Origin of the sequence: Rhizobium sophorae, from assembly GCF_013087515.1 — a bacterium.
Taxonomy (GTDB): Bacteria; Pseudomonadota; Alphaproteobacteria; order Rhizobiales; family Rhizobiaceae; genus Rhizobium; species Rhizobium sophorae.
Window position 1 is genome coordinate 204,129 of record NZ_JABFCN010000048.1, and the last position, 15,182, is coordinate 219,310.

General features: G+C 61.3%; 14 protein-coding genes. 9 read left to right on the forward strand and 5 right to left on the reverse strand.

Annotated elements, in window-relative coordinates:
• Positions 1-165: 165 nt before the first annotated feature.
• The gene (locus tag G9X64_RS26755; protein WP_168310828.1) at positions 166-993 is read left to right on the forward strand and encodes an Ig-like domain-containing protein; all 828 of its coding nucleotides are present in this window, start codon (positions 166-168) and stop codon (positions 991-993) included.
• 34 nt (positions 994-1,027) lie between these two features.
• Positions 1,028-1,744 carry a cysteine hydrolase family protein gene (locus G9X64_RS26760; RefSeq protein ID WP_168310827.1) on the forward strand — a complete coding sequence of 239 codons (717 nt, stop codon included), beginning with the start codon at positions 1,028-1,030 and terminating at the stop codon, positions 1,742-1,744.
• Positions 1,745-1,805: 61 nt separating this feature from the next.
• Here G9X64_RS26760 and fumC read toward each other — a convergent pair whose 3' ends face one another.
• Entirely contained in the window at positions 1,806-3,197 is a 1,392-nt protein-coding gene (gene fumC / locus G9X64_RS26765; protein WP_168310826.1) for a class II fumarate hydratase, read from the reverse strand.
• A 60-nt stretch (positions 3,198-3,257) separates the two neighbouring features.
• On the opposite strand from fumC, the gene G9X64_RS26770 reads away from it, so the two are divergent.
• Together G9X64_RS26770 and G9X64_RS26775 are read left to right on the forward strand one after the other, a co-directional pair.
• Complete coding sequence (locus tag G9X64_RS26770; protein WP_168310814.1) at positions 3,258-3,524, forward strand: hypothetical protein; 267 nt, start codon at positions 3,258-3,260, stop codon at positions 3,522-3,524.
• A gap of 75 nt (positions 3,525-3,599) precedes the next feature.
• Complete coding sequence (locus G9X64_RS26775) at positions 3,600-5,513, forward strand: L,D-transpeptidase family protein (protein WP_171377691.1); 1,914 nt, start codon at positions 3,600-3,602, stop codon at positions 5,511-5,513.
• Positions 5,514-5,810: 297 nt separating this feature from the next.
• Here G9X64_RS26775 and G9X64_RS26780 read toward each other — a convergent pair whose 3' ends face one another.
• A complete protein-coding gene (locus tag G9X64_RS26780; protein ID WP_171377692.1) occupies positions 5,811-6,527 on the reverse strand; it encodes an HAD family hydrolase in 717 nt (238 codons plus the stop codon).
• 225 nt (positions 6,528-6,752) lie between these two features.
• On the opposite strand from G9X64_RS26780, the gene rpiA reads away from it, so the two are divergent.
• The 3 genes from rpiA to G9X64_RS26795 all read left to right on the forward strand — a co-directional run bounded on the left by rpiA (position 6,753) and on the right by G9X64_RS26795 (position 8,412).
• Positions 6,753-7,451, forward strand: coding sequence for a ribose-5-phosphate isomerase RpiA (gene rpiA / locus G9X64_RS26785; protein ID WP_003540249.1), 699 nt, complete (start codon positions 6,753-6,755; stop codon positions 7,449-7,451).
• A 15-nt stretch (positions 7,452-7,466) separates the two neighbouring features.
• Positions 7,467-8,030, forward strand: a complete 564-nt coding sequence (locus G9X64_RS26790; RefSeq protein WP_027667655.1) for a DUF2059 domain-containing protein — start codon at positions 7,467-7,469, stop codon at positions 8,028-8,030.
• Between the two features lie 97 nt (positions 8,031-8,127).
• The gene (locus G9X64_RS26795) at positions 8,128-8,412 is read left to right on the forward strand and encodes an acylphosphatase (RefSeq protein WP_168310821.1); all 285 of its coding nucleotides are present in this window, start codon (positions 8,128-8,130) and stop codon (positions 8,410-8,412) included.
• Between the two features lie 89 nt (positions 8,413-8,501).
• Here the strand turns inward: G9X64_RS26795 and G9X64_RS26800 are convergent, their stop codons facing one another.
• Positions 8,502-8,714 carry a hypothetical protein gene (locus tag G9X64_RS26800; RefSeq protein WP_168310938.1) on the reverse strand — a complete coding sequence of 71 codons (213 nt, stop codon included), beginning with the start codon at positions 8,712-8,714 and terminating at the stop codon, positions 8,502-8,504.
• A 241-nt stretch (positions 8,715-8,955) separates the two neighbouring features.
• Between G9X64_RS26800 and gor the strand changes: the two genes are divergently transcribed.
• The gene (gene gor / locus G9X64_RS26805; RefSeq protein ID WP_171377694.1) at positions 8,956-10,341 is read left to right on the forward strand and encodes a glutathione-disulfide reductase; all 1,386 of its coding nucleotides are present in this window, start codon (positions 8,956-8,958) and stop codon (positions 10,339-10,341) included.
• Between the two features lie 19 nt (positions 10,342-10,360).
• Here the strand turns inward: gor and G9X64_RS26810 are convergent, their stop codons facing one another.
• Positions 10,361-11,650: a vWA domain-containing protein gene (locus G9X64_RS26810; RefSeq protein WP_171377695.1), complete on the reverse strand. Its 1,290-nt coding sequence runs from the start codon at positions 11,648-11,650 to the stop codon at positions 10,361-10,363.
• A 216-nt stretch (positions 11,651-11,866) separates the two neighbouring features.
• Here G9X64_RS26810 and G9X64_RS26815 point away from each other — a divergent pair, with 216 nt between their 5' ends.
• On the forward strand, positions 11,867-13,240 hold the full coding sequence (locus G9X64_RS26815) for a class II 3-deoxy-7-phosphoheptulonate synthase (RefSeq protein ID WP_029875504.1): 1,374 nt from the start codon (positions 11,867-11,869) through the stop codon (positions 13,238-13,240).
• Positions 13,241-13,313: 73 nt separating this feature from the next.
• Here the strand turns inward: G9X64_RS26815 and G9X64_RS26820 are convergent, their stop codons facing one another.
• Entirely contained in the window at positions 13,314-15,152 is a 1,839-nt protein-coding gene (locus G9X64_RS26820) for an ABC transporter ATP-binding protein (RefSeq protein ID WP_171377696.1), read from the reverse strand.
• Positions 15,153-15,182: the final 30 nt, after the last annotated feature.

Below are 15,182 nucleotides of genomic sequence, written 5' to 3' on the forward strand. Positions count from 1 at the left end.
CAATCAGGATGCGCCGGAGTCCGGCCGGTTAAGCCAGGGTCGCGCGCGCTGCACCACGCGCAGCGGATGAGGCTAGCGTAATCGCCTCGACAAAGACGACTCGAAGTTGCCTACGGTTCGAAGCCAGTCCATATTCCCAGCCGCGTTAACTTGCTGGAGCTTCCGATGACGAATGCAAAGCCAACTGCTAACGACGACCTCTTCATTTTCTTCGAGCATGACTGGATCCGAGGGGATCTGCTCCCCAATGACAGCGATCCCGAGGGATCGACCATTTATCTTCGCTTTTTCGACGGCGTGCGCGTTGACGCGAAACAGGGGCTTGCACAGGAAACGGTCATACGAGGGGACTATGGAACCTTCACCGTGAGCCCCGACGGTCATTTCACCTACGAGCTGGATTACACGCTCGACATCGTGAAAAACTTGCGGGCGCACGAACAACTGATCGAAGAGATCCGCTACAAGATCTCCGATGGCGCAGGCGGCACGGATGTTGCGGTTCTGACGCTGGCGATCGATGGCGTCAATGAAGAGGACAAGTATCACGAGGTCCTGGATTTCGACGACCTGGGCGTTACATCCAGAGCAGATGACTTCGTTCTCCCCGATTACCGGGGCTTCGCCCTGTCCGTGAACGAAAGTCAAGAGCTCACGCTTCTGAACGGTATCGTTTATGATACCATTCCAGGCGTCGACGCCATCACCGAAGATGGTTTCAGCGATACCGTCCTATCTCCGGGTTCCGCGTCGGTAAGCTTGAAAATGCTCGACGGCGGGGAGTTCACCTTTCAGAGCGTTTCGATTGCCGAATTGTCGGCATCGCCGTTTCACCTGACGCTGACTGCGCTGAACGACGGCCAGGTCGTCTATCAGCAGGAGCTTGAGGTCACCGGCCCCAATCTCGAGGTCAATCTCGAAGACATCGAAGAAATCCGTTTCGACTTCATGGGCAATTCGGTGGTGATGGATAATTTTTCGCTGTTGGTTTGACGTCGGATGTCCACACCTGCGGAGGGGTTGCCACATGGGAAGCAGATATTCTATCACGGCGCGGCCTGAACCGGTTAGCTTCGATCCGGATCGAACGGCCGTCATGGTCATCGACATGCAGCACGATTTTGGCAGCCGCGGCGGCATGTTCCATCTTGCCGGCCTCGACATTTCGCCGATCGAGCGCCTCGTCCAGCCGATCTCGCTGGTGCTTGACGCTGCGCGCAAAGCCGGCCTGCTCATCGTCTACACCAGGCAAGAGCACAATTCCGACCTCTCTGATGCCGGAAACGATGATGCTCCGCACAGGATCAAACACAGGCGCATGAATATCGGGCGCACTGTCACGGCCCCTGACGGTAGCGCAAGCATGGTTCTGGTGCGCGATACCTGGAATACGGCGATCGTTCCGGCACTCGCGCCTCAGCCAGGCGACGTGGTGATTTCCAAGCATCGATACAGTGCGTTCTTCGAAACGCCACTCGACGCCATCCTGCGCGCCAGGCGGATCGGCACGCTGATCTTCGTCGGCGCGACAACCAGCATATGCGTCGAGTCGACTGTACGTGATGCAACATTCCGCGATTACCGCCCCATCGTGCTTCGCGACTGCACGGCGGAACTAATTGCCGCGGATGCTCCACGCAGCAACCATGAAGCGTCACTGCTCGCCATCGAGCGTCTATTCGGCTGGACGGCCGAGTCAAAGGACGTGATTGAGGCGCTGCTTGCGGTGTCGGCTGCAGCGTAAGCCTTCTCCCCTTGGCAGAGGGGAAAAGGCACCGGCATCTAGGGCGTGTCCCCCGACCTTGTTATTTCGGCCCGATCATCGTTTCCGGGCGCACGATCGCGTCATACTCTTCCGACGTCACCAGACCGCTTGCAAGCGCCTCTTCCTTCAGCGTCGTGCCGTTCTTGTGCGCTGTTTTGGCGATCTTGGCGGCTGCGTCGTAGCCGATCTTCGGGGCAAGTGCAGTGACCAGCATCAGCGAGCGTTCGAGGCCCGCCTTAATATTGTCCTCGCGCGCCTCGATGCCGACGACGCAATTGTCGGTGAAGGAGACGGCGGCGTCGGCGAGCAGCTGCACCGACTGCAGGAAGTTATAGGCCATCATCGGATTATAGACGTTGAGTTCGAAATGGCCCTGGCTGTCTGCGAAGGTCAGAGCCGCGTTGTTGCCGAAGATATGGATGCAGACCTGCGTCAGCGCCTCGCACTGGGTCGGATTGACCTTGCCGGGCATGATCGAGGAGCCAGGCTCGTTTTCCGGCAGCGCCAGCTCGCCGAGGCCGGCGCGCGGGCCGGAACCGAGCAGGCGGATGTCGTTGGCGATCTTGAAGAGGGCGGCGGCTGCCGCGTTGATGGCGCCGTGGGAAAAGACCATGCTGTCATGCGAGGCGAGCGCCTCGAACTTGTTCGGCGCAGTGACGAAAGGCATGCCTGTGATGGCGGCGATCTCTTCGGCGACCTTTTCGGCAAAGCCCACCGGCGCGTTGAGGCCGGTGCCGACGGCAGTACCGCCCTGGGCGAGCTCGCAAAGGCCGGGCAGGGTCATCTCGATGCGCTTGATGGCGGAGCCGACCTGGGCGGCGTAACCCGAAAATTCCTGGCCGAGTGTCAGCGGCGTCGCATCCTGGGTGTGGGTGCGGCCGATCTTGATGATGTGGCTGAATTCGGTGACCTTCATGTCGAGGGCGGCATGCAAGTGCTTCAGGGCCGGCAGCAGGTGATGGGCGATCTGCTCGGCGCAGGCGATGTGCATGGCCGTCGGATAGGTGTCGTTCGACGACTGGCTCATGTTGACGTGATCGTTCGGATGCACCGGCTTCTTGGAACCCATGACACCGCCGAGCATTTCTATCGCACGATTGGAGATCACCTCGTTGGCATTCATATTGGACTGCGTGCCTGAACCGGTCTGCCAGACGACCAGCGGAAAGTGGTCGTTCAGCTTGCCGTCGATCACTTCCTGGGCGGCGTCGACGATCGCTTTGCCGAGGGCAGGATCGAGCTGGTCGAGCGACATGTTGGCGCGGGCGGCGGCCTGCTTGACGATTCCGAGCGCGCGCACGATCGACAGCGGCTGCTTTTCCCAGCCGATCTTGAAATTGCCGAGCGAACGCTCGGCCTGGGCGCCCCAATATCGGTCGGCGGCGACCTCGATCGGGCCAAAAGTATCGGTTTCGGTGCGGGTTGCGGTCATCAGCCTTGCCTTCCCTTTACATGCTGTTTTCGGACATTTTCGAAGATGAGGTCTTATAGGTTGGAAAGCTTGATAAGAAAACCGGACGCCGTGCGAAATATTGAAAGCGGAACTCATGTTTGCCCTGGCCTGGCGGCGTGCTTTTTAGGCCACTTTGGATATTTTATGCGCCGAGGCGTTTTCGCCGCACTGGTCTGCCGGCAAAAATTCGGTAAAAAATTAACTAATAATTTCATAATTTTGTGTGAACTGCTGCACGGCGCCGTGCAGGATCTCCGTCACACAAAATTGAGTCCGCCGGCGCTGGCGGCGCAGGCCGGTTTCTGATCAATGAGGCCCTACGCTGCTTGAGTTTCGCGGGATTTGAGCTGAGAACAGCATGACACCGGGACTGGAATATATATGACCTTCGTTTTTAAAAGCGCGGCATCCGCGTTGGCAATTTCCTGCGGCGTGGCAGTGATGAGCGCCGCTCCCGCGCATGCTTACACACTGATGGATATGCTGCGCGGCGATAGGCAGCGGACCCAAAGCACTATCTTCATGGACCAGATGCCGCCCGGCCGCGTAGGCCAGCGAGGCGGCGTTGGCGGATCGCTTGGCGGGCTCGACCCGGAAGCGCCGCTGCCGAAGGTGAGCGGTCCGCGTTATTACACCTATAAAACTGAGACGCTGCAGTTCGTCGACACCGGCAGGTTCGCCGATCCCGTCGTCACCGGCGCAGTCGCCGATGTCTCGGGCAGCGGCGATGCCGCCGCCGAACCCGCCGTGCAGCGTCGTTTCCTGGCACAAGCCAAGGTGAGGGCCAATGCCGACGTCGCAAAGGCGCTCGAAGCCTATTACGGCGACAGCCGCAATCCGCTCGTCTGGGTCGAGGGCAACCAGATCAACGACCGCGCTAAGTCGGCGATGCTGGCACTTGCCGATGCGGCCCTCGTTGGCCTCGACCCGGCGGATTACGCCGTCCAGACGCCAGATATCGACCCGGCCAATCCCGATCCCGCCTTCCGCGACCGGGCGCTGACACAGTTCGAGCTCGATCTCTCCGCCAAGGTGCTCGCCTTCGTGCAGGACACGGTGCGCGGCCGCATCGATCCGAACAAGATCTCCGGCTATCACGACTTCCAGCGCAAGGTGGTCAATCTGGCCCCGGTGCTGAAGCTTGCCCGCCTGAGCCCAGATGTCGGCGCCTACCTCGCCAGCCGCTCGCCTGATAGTCCGCAATTCCAGGCGCTGAAGGCGGAGCTTGCCAAGCTTCGCGCCGCCGACGGCGGCAATGAGGAGCGAATCGTCGTTTCGCTCGACAGGCTGCTGAGGCCCGGCGACAGCTCGCCGGAGATCGCCAATATCGTCAAGGCGATCGGGAAGCACGGTTCCGAAACGCTGAGGACCGATCATGCGGCAACGCTTGCTGCTTACGCCGGCAGCATCGACTATTCGCCCGACATCGTTTCGCTGGTCGAGGATTTCCAGAAAGAGCGTGGGCTGAAGCCCGATGGCGTCATCGGCCAGGCGACAGTGCGTGCCATGACCGGCGGCGATACAAATGCCTCGAAGATCGACAAGCTCGTCGTCGCCATGGAACAGGCGCGCTGGCTGCCGGAGGATCTCGGTTCCCGCTACGTCATGATCAACCAGCCGGCCTACATGGTCTACTACCACAATGACGGCAAGGAACAGCTGTCGATGCGCGTGGTGGTCGGCGGCAAGAACAACCAGACCTATTTCTTCGACGACGAAATCGAGACGGTCGAGTTCAACCCTTTCTGGGGCGTACCGCAGTCGATCATCATCAACGAGATGCTGCCGAAGCTGCGCTCGGATCCGAACTATCTCGACCAACTCGGTTATGAGGTCGAGGTGAACGGCCACGCCGTCGCCTCGTCGAGTGTCGACTGGTACGGCTCGACCAATAATGTTTCGGTGCGCCAGCCGCCAAGCAGCGACAATGCGCTCGGCGAACTGAAGATCCTGTTCCCGAACAGCCACGCGATCTACATGCACGACACTCCGTCGAAGAGCTTCTTCAAGCGCGACATGCGGGCGTTGAGCCACGGTTGCGTACGCCTTGCCGATCCGCGGGCGATGGCGGCCGCCGTGCTCGGTACGACGGTCGACGACATCGCCAAGCAGATCGCCAGTGGGCAGAACCATGCGGTCCGCGTGCCGCAGAAGATCCCGGTCTACGTCTCCTACTTCACCGCCTGGCCGAACAAGGACGGCGTGGTGGAATATTTCGACGACGTCTACGGCCGCGACGCTTATGTCGACAAGGCTTTCGAAGCGACGACTAAGGCGCGTGGGGCGCAGATCTGATATCGGATTTGATTGTTATGCGAACGGGCGGTCTTCGGGCCGCCCGGTTTGTTTTGGGGTGTCTGTGTGCAAGAAATAAGAGGAGAGGGCGCGCCGTATGGCCCCCTCATCCGCCTGCCGGCACCCTCTCCGCTGGGTAGAAGGGACGTTGCGGCGACGCCTCGCTCTTGATCAAAGCGGTTCATGCGGTTGCAGCCGTGCCGCTGGCTCCCCTCTTCTCCCCAGCGGGGAGAAGGTGGCCCGAAGGGTCGGTTGAGGGGGCCGCGGTCGCAAATACATCGGCCTGGTCGCTAAGCCTCAAACAGCAACCTTCGCAGCGTACTCTCGCAACAGCCTCTCCACCAGCTCCGGCGTCAACTCATCGAAATGGGTGATGATAACATCCGGATCGAGGCTCGAAACCGGCACGTCGGAATAGCCGAAAGGCACGGCGATCGACGGTACGCCGGCGTTTCTCGCAACGGCGATGTCATTGACACTGTCGCCGATCATCACGGTGCGGGTGATGTTGCCGCCGGCGCGTTCGATGGTGCCGGTGAGGTGGCGGGCGTCGGGCTTGCGATATTCGAAGCTGTCGCCGCCGGTGATGGCGTCGAAATATCGGGTAAGCTCGAGCTTGCCGAGCAGGCCGAGCGCCAGGCTCTCCATCTTGTTGGTGCAGACGGCGAGGCGGTAGCCCTGAGATTTCAGCCGGTCCATCGCGGCAACAAGGCCCGGATAGGGTTCGGTCCGGCCGGGCATGTTGCCGGCATAATGGGCGACGAAACGCTCGACCAGCGGCGGCAAGGCGTCGCTTTCAAGCGGATGGCCGCGCAGCCGACAGGCGCGCTCGATCATGACGCGCGCGCCCTGGCCGACGAGATGAGTGAGGTCGTCGTAGCTGACCGGTTCGAGGTCAAGGGCCGCGATCGTATGGTTCAGGCTCTCGATCAGATCCACATGGGTATCGAGAAGGGTGCCGTCGAGATCGAAGACTACGAGCGCCGGGCGAGCGAAAACAGAGGTCAAGGGCATGTCTCTTTGAGCGATGGTCGTCTTGAGGAGCGATGGATCGTCTTAGGGAACGATGGATCGTCCCTGAGGTAGGCGATCGTGCGGCGGAAAGCAACGTCCGGCGATGGTCGGGAAGGCTGCAGGCCTCTGTTTCGGCTTTTCATTTTCCGTGATGATTTTGACTTTCGTTTGCCAGGCGAGCCGTGTAAACAGCACATCCAACGCAATATCAGGAGCTGGCGGCGCATGGATGCCCGCGAAATGAAGATCAAGGCCGCCGAGGCCGCACTCGCCCATGTCGAAAGCGGGATGCGCCTCGGGATCGGCACCGGCAGCACGGCGGAGGAATTCGTTCGCCTGCTGGCGGAGAAGGTCGCGGGCGGTTTCAGGGTCGAAGGCGTTCCGACGTCCGAACGAACCGCGCGGCTCTGCGTCGAACTCGGCGTGCCGCTGAAGTCGCTCGACGAACTGCCGGCACTCGACCTGACGATCGATGGCGCCGACGAGGTCGATCAGGCGCTCAGGCTGATCAAGGGCGGCGGCGGCGCGCTGCTGCGCGAAAAGATCGTCGCGGCCGCCTCAGAGCGAATGATCGTCATTGCCGACGAGAGCAAGCTGGTGGAAACGCTCGGGGCCTTCGCGCTGCCGATCGAGGTCAATCCGTTCGGGCTCGTCTCGACGCGGATCGCCATCGAAAAGGTCGCGGCCCGGCTCGGTCTTTCCGGTGAACTCGATCTGCGACAGTCGGGTGACGGAGAGTTTACCACGGATGGCGGCCATCACATCATCGATGCATCTTTTGGCCGCATTCCTGATGCAGAGGCGCTTTCGAGCGAGCTGAATTCCATACCCGGCGTCGTTGAACACGGGCTCTTTATCAATATGGCGGCACTTGCGATCATTGCCGGTCCTGCGGGTGCGCGCACGCTGCAGGCAAACAGATAACAGGAGCATATACTCATGATGAACATTGCAGGTCTTGGCCGTCTCGCCGCTGCGACCGTCGTTCTTTCCGGGCTTGCCTTCGGCTCCGCCGTCAAGGCGCAGGAAGTCTCCGAGGAGCAGCTGAAGGCGTCTCGCGCTGCGATCGACGCCATCGGCGCGACTGCCCAGTTCGACAACATCCTGCCCGGTCTGGCCGAGCGTCTGAAGGCCGGCCTGATCCAGGATTCGCCGAACTACCAGGACATCATTTCGTCGACGGTCGATGCGCAGGCGCTGGCGCTGGCGCCGCGCCGCGGCGATCTGGAGAAGGAGGCGGCACTGACCTATGCCAAGACCTTCACCGTCGACGAGCTGAAGGCGATCGCCGACTTCTATAATTCCGACGTCGGCAAGAAGCTGCTGCGCGATGGCCCGGTCGCCTCGCGCGAGACGGCGAAGGCTGCCGACATCTGGGCGCAGGGCATTTCCCGCGACCTGGAAAAGCAGAGCAACGCCGAGCTTTCCAAGGTGATCAAGGCACCGCCGCCGGCAACCGACAGCCCGACCGCTCCGGCTCCGGCGCCGGCTGCCCAGCAGTAAGGCCTGGTCCATCAAATTTGCGAAAGCCCGGCATCGTCCGGGCTTTTTTGTTATGATGCGGCAAATGACGCTGACGAGGCTTCAGGTGACTGCAGACATGTCCGATCATGATAAGGCCGTCCGAGTGCGGATATCCGGCAAGGTCCAGGGTGTGGGTTTTCGCTATTGGACGCGTGATGAGGCGGTGCGGCTCGGTTTGACGGGCTGGGTTCGCAATGAAGAGGACGGGGCCGTCGTCGCTGTGATCGCAGGACCCGACGCCGCCGTCACGACAATGATCGAGCGTCTCAGGCGCGGGCCTCCGGGGGCGTCGGTTTCGGGCGTCGAGACGGAAATGGCCCAGCTTGAGAAGAACCCGACGGATTTCCGCATTACCCGTTGACAGCAGCAATCGCTAGAGCCGATCGGGCCTAAAATCATCCCGATCTAGGCAGATGTAATTGGCAACGCATGTGCGCAGCAACTCAGCCCCTATGGGTTCGGGTTCTTTGCAAGTTGCCATTCACCCGTCTCATCCGGCTCTACGCGCTTGTTGCCACGATAGAAGATCGGCAGCCTCGTCTTCTTGTCGATCGAGAAGCGGCTTGGGGTATATTTTTCATGCTCGTGGCCTTGAATGGCGAGGCCGAGCGCTTCCTTGAACTTGCCAGCCTTGCACAGGTTGCTGAAGAGAGTTTGATCCATCTTTTGCTCCGCCATTCTTTTCCATCCCATGGATTGCCTGCCAGCCTCGGCCGACCGGGTCAACCGTAAACGGTGACCGGGTCAACCGTAAACGGTGACCGGGTCAACCGCAGACGGTGCAGCCGTTTACAATGAAGATTCGATGATGGGAACCGGATGACGCAGGAGCGGGCTTTTGTTTTCATGACGATCGCCCCTATATCAGGGACATCCTTCCTGCGATTCCCTTCCGGAGCTCTTCATGTCTTCCTACGACTACGACCTCTTCGTCATCGGCGGCGGTTCCGGAGGCGTGCGCGGCGCCCGTGTCGCCGCATCGCTCGGCAAGAAAGTGGCGATCGCCGAAGAGTATCGCTACGGCGGCACCTGCGTCATCCGCGGCTGCGTGCCGAAGAAACTCTTCGTTTATGCTTCGCAGTTCCACGAGCATTTCGAGGATGCGGCGGGCTTCGGCTGGGCGGTTGGCGAAAGCAGCTTCGACTGGAAGAAGCTGGTGGCGGCCAAGGATGTTGAAATCGCCCGTCTGGAGGGCCTCTACAAGAAAGGTCTCGCCGGCGCCAATGCCGAGATCCTGGAAACGCGCGCGGAACTCGTCGATGCCCATACGGTCCGGCTGCTGAAGACCGGACAGACGGTGACGGCAAAGACCATCGTGATCGCCACCGGCGGACGGCCGAACCCGCATGCAGCGCTTCCCGGTCACGAGCTCTGCATCTCCTCCAACGAGGCCTTTCATCTCGAAGAGCTGCCGAAATCGATCTTGATCGCGGGCGGCGGCTATATCGCTGTCGAGTTCGCCAATATCTTCCATGGCCTCGGCGTCGAGACGACGCTGATCTATCGCGGCGCTGAGATCCTGTCCCGCTTCGACGAGGATTTGAGGCGTGGGCTGCATGAGGCGATGGCCGCCAAGGGCATCCGCATCCTTTGCCACGACACGCTGCAGAAGGTTTCGAAGGGTGAGGACGGGCTCATTCTGGAGACGCTGAACAACGGCACGCTGCAAGCCGGCGTCGTCATGCTGGCGCTCGGGCGCGATCCGAACACCGAAGGCCTCGGCCTCGAGGCGGCCGGCGTCGCCGTCGACGAGCGTGGCGCCGTTATCGTCGACGAATATTCCCGCACCAATGTCGAAAACATCTATGCGCTCGGCGATGTCACCAACCGGGTACAGCTGACACCGGTGGCGATCCACGAGGCGATGTGCTTCATCGAGACCGAGTACAAGAACAATCCGACCCGGCCGGACTACGAGCTGATCCCGACTGCCGTCTTCTCGCAGCCTGAGATCGGCACCGTCGGCCTCTCGGAAGAGGAGGCGGGCAAGCGTTTTCCCGAACTCGAGGTCTACCGCGCCCAGTTCCGGCCGCTGAAGGCCACGCTTTCCGGGCGGGCCGAGCGGATGATCATGAAGCTGATCGTCGATGCGGCGAGCCGCAAGGTGGTCGGCGCCCATATCCTCGGCCACGATGCCGGCGAGATGGCACAGCTGCTCGGCGTCACGCTGAAGGCCGGCTGCACCAAGGATGATTTCGACCGGACGATGGCGCTGCACCCGACGGCGGCCGAAGAGCTCGTCACCATGTATGCGCCGAGCTATCGGATCCGCGACGGCAAGCGGATTTGACCTCTGCCTCTGAGCCCACTTAGCTGGTGATGCGGGGCGCGCGGATGACCTTGAGGAAGAGTTCCTTCATCGCTTCGGTGATGCCTTGGGTCATCGATACCTCAAAATAAAGGCCGGGCGAGGCGCATTCCTGCATCTTCGTGGGGATCTCGTTCTGGAAGGGCCTGATCCAGTCTTTGTACCAGTTGTTCTTCGGCAGCGGCAGATAGGTGGTGTAAAGCACCGCAACTCTGATTCCCTTGTTCTTCAGCGGCTGGCAGAAAGATGTGTCGATCGGCTCCTGGCAGCGTTTGCCGGTGAGTTTCTTCGTGCAGCCCTGCGGCTTTTCGCTGTCGCCGACGCCGTCCGAGACGAAGAACAAGATCTTTTGAGGTGTCGCGGAGGTGCTGCCATCGCCGGGGGTGGTGATGATGGTTTTCATCTGGTCCAGCGCGCTGTCGAAGCTCGTCTGCTGGTCGTTGTTGTAGCCCTGCCTCGGGATGGTCATCAGATCGACGGCATCGGTATAGGTGCGCACCTGATCAAGATCGTCCGTTGGGTCGGATATGGTCGTCAACTTTGCGTCTTCGGCCTTGGTGCCGAAGGTGTAGACGCCCATGCGGAACTGATTGTCGGAAACACGCGTCGTCTTGGCGGTTTGCGTCAGTTCTTTGGTCGCTTGGCGCACGACGTCGATGCGCATGCTGACGCCCAGCTTCTTGGCGAGTTTGTAGTAATTGTTTTTGTTCTCGGTTTCGTGGCAGGCAAAGGCGCAGGTGTCACTGGTGTTTTTTTCCATGGTCGCGACGTCGTTGGCGGTTGCGCCGACGCCCATCGAGGGGGTGTTGTCGAGCAGAATGTAGAAATCCATGAAGGTGGCGGTTTGGTATTCGGCCGTGGCCGTGCCGGAGATGGTGACGGTGTCCCGGCCGAGGATGCGCATGAAGGTGGTGGGCATGGTGGCGCTGAAGGAGACCAGCGAATTCACCCTGTTGGCGGTCTTGGTGACGTCGATGCCAAGATCGACATGAACGCCGGTCAGCTCGCCGGACATCTGCGACGTAAAAATGTTGCGGGCGTCGTCCTCGCCGAGCGAGATCGTGCCGTCGCCACTCATTTTCATCGCGGCGGCGACGGCGGCGGATTTTTCAGAGATCGCACCGACGGCGGCGGCATCGGCAGCGGCGTAGAGCTGCGTCCTCAGGCTGAGTGCGTGGGCGAAATCCACCGCCATGCCGGCCGCACCGAAAAGCGGCACCACCAGCAGTGCCGTCATGATGCCGAAATTGCCCGAGCGGTCCGATATGAAACCGGGCGGAAGGATTGCCATGCCATGTCCCCGAAATTGAAACTCTCTCCGGTTCTACATTGAAAGTCTAAAATATGGGAAAATCGACATGGTATATGCTGGTTTAACTAGAGCAGGGCGGGCGGCGGCGAGGCGACAACTCTCGGCGAATGGTCTTTGCAAGCCTGAACTAAAGGTCTATAAGCCGCCGCATATTGAGGGCATCCTGAGGTATGGATGTGAGAACAGGTGAGTGAGATGGCAGACAATTGGACCCCGAGCAGCTGGCGGCAAAAACCGATCCTGCAGGTTCCCGAATATCCCGACGCAGCCGCGTTGGCGGCAACGGAAGCCACGCTCGCCAGCTATCCGCCGCTTGTCTTTGCAGGTGAAGCGCGCCGCCTGAAGAAGCATCTCGCCAATGTCGCCGAAGGCAACGGTTTCCTGTTGCAGGGCGGCGACTGCGCCGAGAGCTTCGCCGAACACGGCGCCGACAATATCCGCGACTTTTTCCGCGCCTTCCTGCAGATGGCCGTCGTGCTGACCTTCGGCGCGCAGCTGCCGGTCGTCAAGGTCGGCCGCATCGCCGGCCAGTTCGCCAAGCCGCGCTCCTCAAATGTCGAGAAGCAGGGCGACGTGACGCTGCCGGCCTATCGCGGCGACATCATCAACGGCATCGAATTCACCGAGGAGTCGCGCATTCCGAATCCGGAACGCCAGGCCATGGCTTATCGCCAGTCGGCTGCAACGCTGAACCTACTGCGCGCCTTTGCGATGGGCGGTTACGCCAATCTCGAAAACGTGCATCAGTGGATGCTCGGCTTCGTCAAGGACAGCCCGCAGGGCGAGCGCTACCGCAAGCTTGCCGACCGCATCAGCGAAACCATGGATTTCATGAAGGCGATCGGCATCACCTCGGAAAACCATCCGAGCCTGCGCGAGACCGACTTCTTCACCAGCCATGAGGCGCTGCTGCTCGGTTACGAGGAGGCGCTGACCCGCGTCGATTCCACGTCGGGCGACTGGTATGCAACGTCAGGCCACATGATCTGGATCGGCGACCGTACGCGCCAGGCCGACCATGCGCATGTCGAATATTGCCGCGGCATCAAGAACCCGATCGGCCTGAAATGCGGCCCGTCGCTGCAGGCCGACGACCTGCTGCAACTGATCGACATCCTGAATCCCGCCAACGAAGCCGGACGTCTGACGCTGATCTGCCGCTTCGGCCATGAGAAGGTCGCCGACAGCCTGCCGAAGCTCATTCGTGCCGTCGAGCGCGAGGGCCGCAAGGTCGTCTGGTCCTGCGATCCGATGCACGGCAACACGATCACGCTCAACAACTACAAGACCCGCCCCTTCGAGCGGATCCTGTCGGAAGTCGAAAGCTTCTTCCAGATCCACCGCGCCGAAGGCTCGCATCCGGGCGGCATCCATATCGAGATGACTGGCAAGGATGTGACCGAGTGCACCGGCGGCGCCCGCGCGGTCTCCGCAGAAGACCTGCAGGACCGCTACCACACCCATTGCGACCCGCGCCTCAACGCCGACCAGGCACTCGAGCTGGCCTTCCTGCTTGCCGAACGCATGAAGGGCGGCCGCGACGAGAAGCGGATGGTTGCCAACGGGTGAGATCAGCCTCAGATGATGAAGAAAAGCCCGGCGATGCCGGGCTTTTCTATTGCAGTGGAGGCGCACCAGTCCCTCATATACTCGCCTGGACGCTGTGCAGATTGGCGTAGACGCCGTCTTGCGCCATGAGCTCGTCATGGGTGCCCTGTTCGACGATGCCATCAGTCGTCAGAACCAGGATGCGGTCGGCATGGCGGACGGTCGACAGGCGGTGGGCGATGACCAGGGTGGTTCGGCCGTTTGCCAGGCTGAGCAGCGCCTGCTGCACCGCCCGTTCGCTCTCGTTGTCGAGCGCGCTGGTCGCCTCATCGAAGATCAGGATCTCCGGATTCTTGAGGAAGGCGCGGGCGATGGTGATGCGCTGGCGCTGGCCGCCCGAGAGCTTGACGCCGCGTTGACCGATATCGGTGTCATAGCCATGAGGCAGGGCGATGATGAAGTCGTGCGCATTGGCGGCGCGCGCGGCCGCTTCCAGCTCGGCATCGCTGGCGTCGGGTCGGCCGTAGCGCAGGTTTTCCGCCACCGTACCGGCAAACAGATAGACATCCTGCTGCACCACTCCGACATGGCGCCGGAGCGAGGCCAACGTCACCTCGCGGATATCGATGCCATCGATCTGGATTGCCCCGGCCTCGACATCGTAGAAACGCGGTATCAGTGCGCAAAGCGTGCTCTTGCCGACCCCAGAAGGGCCGACCAGGGCAACGAACTCCCCGGGGGCGATGGTCAGCGACAGCTGCTCGAGCACCCGCGGGCCATCGGCCTCGTAACCGAAGGCGACATTGGAAAAACTGATCTCGCCCCGTGGCGCCGGTATCGGCCGCGCTCCCGGCCGATCGGTGATGTCAGGGGCAATCTCCAGGATCTCCATGGCCCTGACGAAGCCGGTGTAACCCTCCTGCCAGAGGCGCACGAAATTCGCCAGCCGCTGCACGGGATCGACCAGCACACCGACGCAGAGCAGGAAGGTCAGCATATCAGGGACGGTCAGCTCCGCCGCCAGGATGCGCAGGCCGCCGACGATGATCACCAATATGGTGATGAGCTGGGCGAAGGTTTCGGTGCCGACCGAAAACCAGGCCTCGCTGCGGTAGCCCTCGGCGCGGCTTTGCAGGAAGCGCCGGTTCTGTTCGGCGAAGCGCTCCTTCTCCAGCGCCTCGTTGGCGAAGGACTGGACGACGCGGATGCCCGCAAGAGCATCCTCCACTCGCTCGTTGACGGCGGCGATCTGGCGTTTGCTTGCTTCGAGCGCGCGGTTCATGCGCCGGTTGAAATAGAGCGCATAGGTCACCGCCGCCGGAGTGAGCAGCAGGATGATGCCTGCCAATGGCGGATCGATGAAGAACAGCACCAGCATGGCCCCGCCGTATTTAAGCAAGGCGATGGAGATATCCTCAGGACCATGGTGAAAGAGTTCGCCCAGCCACAGGCTGTCATTGGTGATGCGGCTCATCAGCTGGCCGGTGCGCTGGCGGTCGTAGAAGCTGAACGAGAGCTTCTGGCAGTGCTCGAAGAGTTCCTGCCGCACCGTCGCTTCGATGCGCGCGCCCATCACGTGGCCGCGATAATCGACGAAGAAGATCGCAGCGATCTGGACCGCCAGAACGGCCAGCATGACGCCGCCCATCGCCAAGATTTGTACGAAGGCCTGCGGCGCGTCGGGCAGGGCCAGAAGACGGCTCGTGACGACGTTGGCGCAGAGCGGCAGGGCGACTGCCGTGCCGGCGATCAGGATGGCGCAAAGCAGATCCGCCAGCAGCAAAGGCAGGTGCGGACGGTAGTAGGAGAGGAATTTGCACATACGCGACCAACGCTGCTCGCGGTCGGCGGCATTCGCATCATCGCGGAAGAATTTCAGGAAGGAATTATGGCGTCGCGAGCTTTTCCTCGCGCGGGAGAACCGAATGTTCATGAAGCTGAATGTCCTTGTCGGGGATGTTTC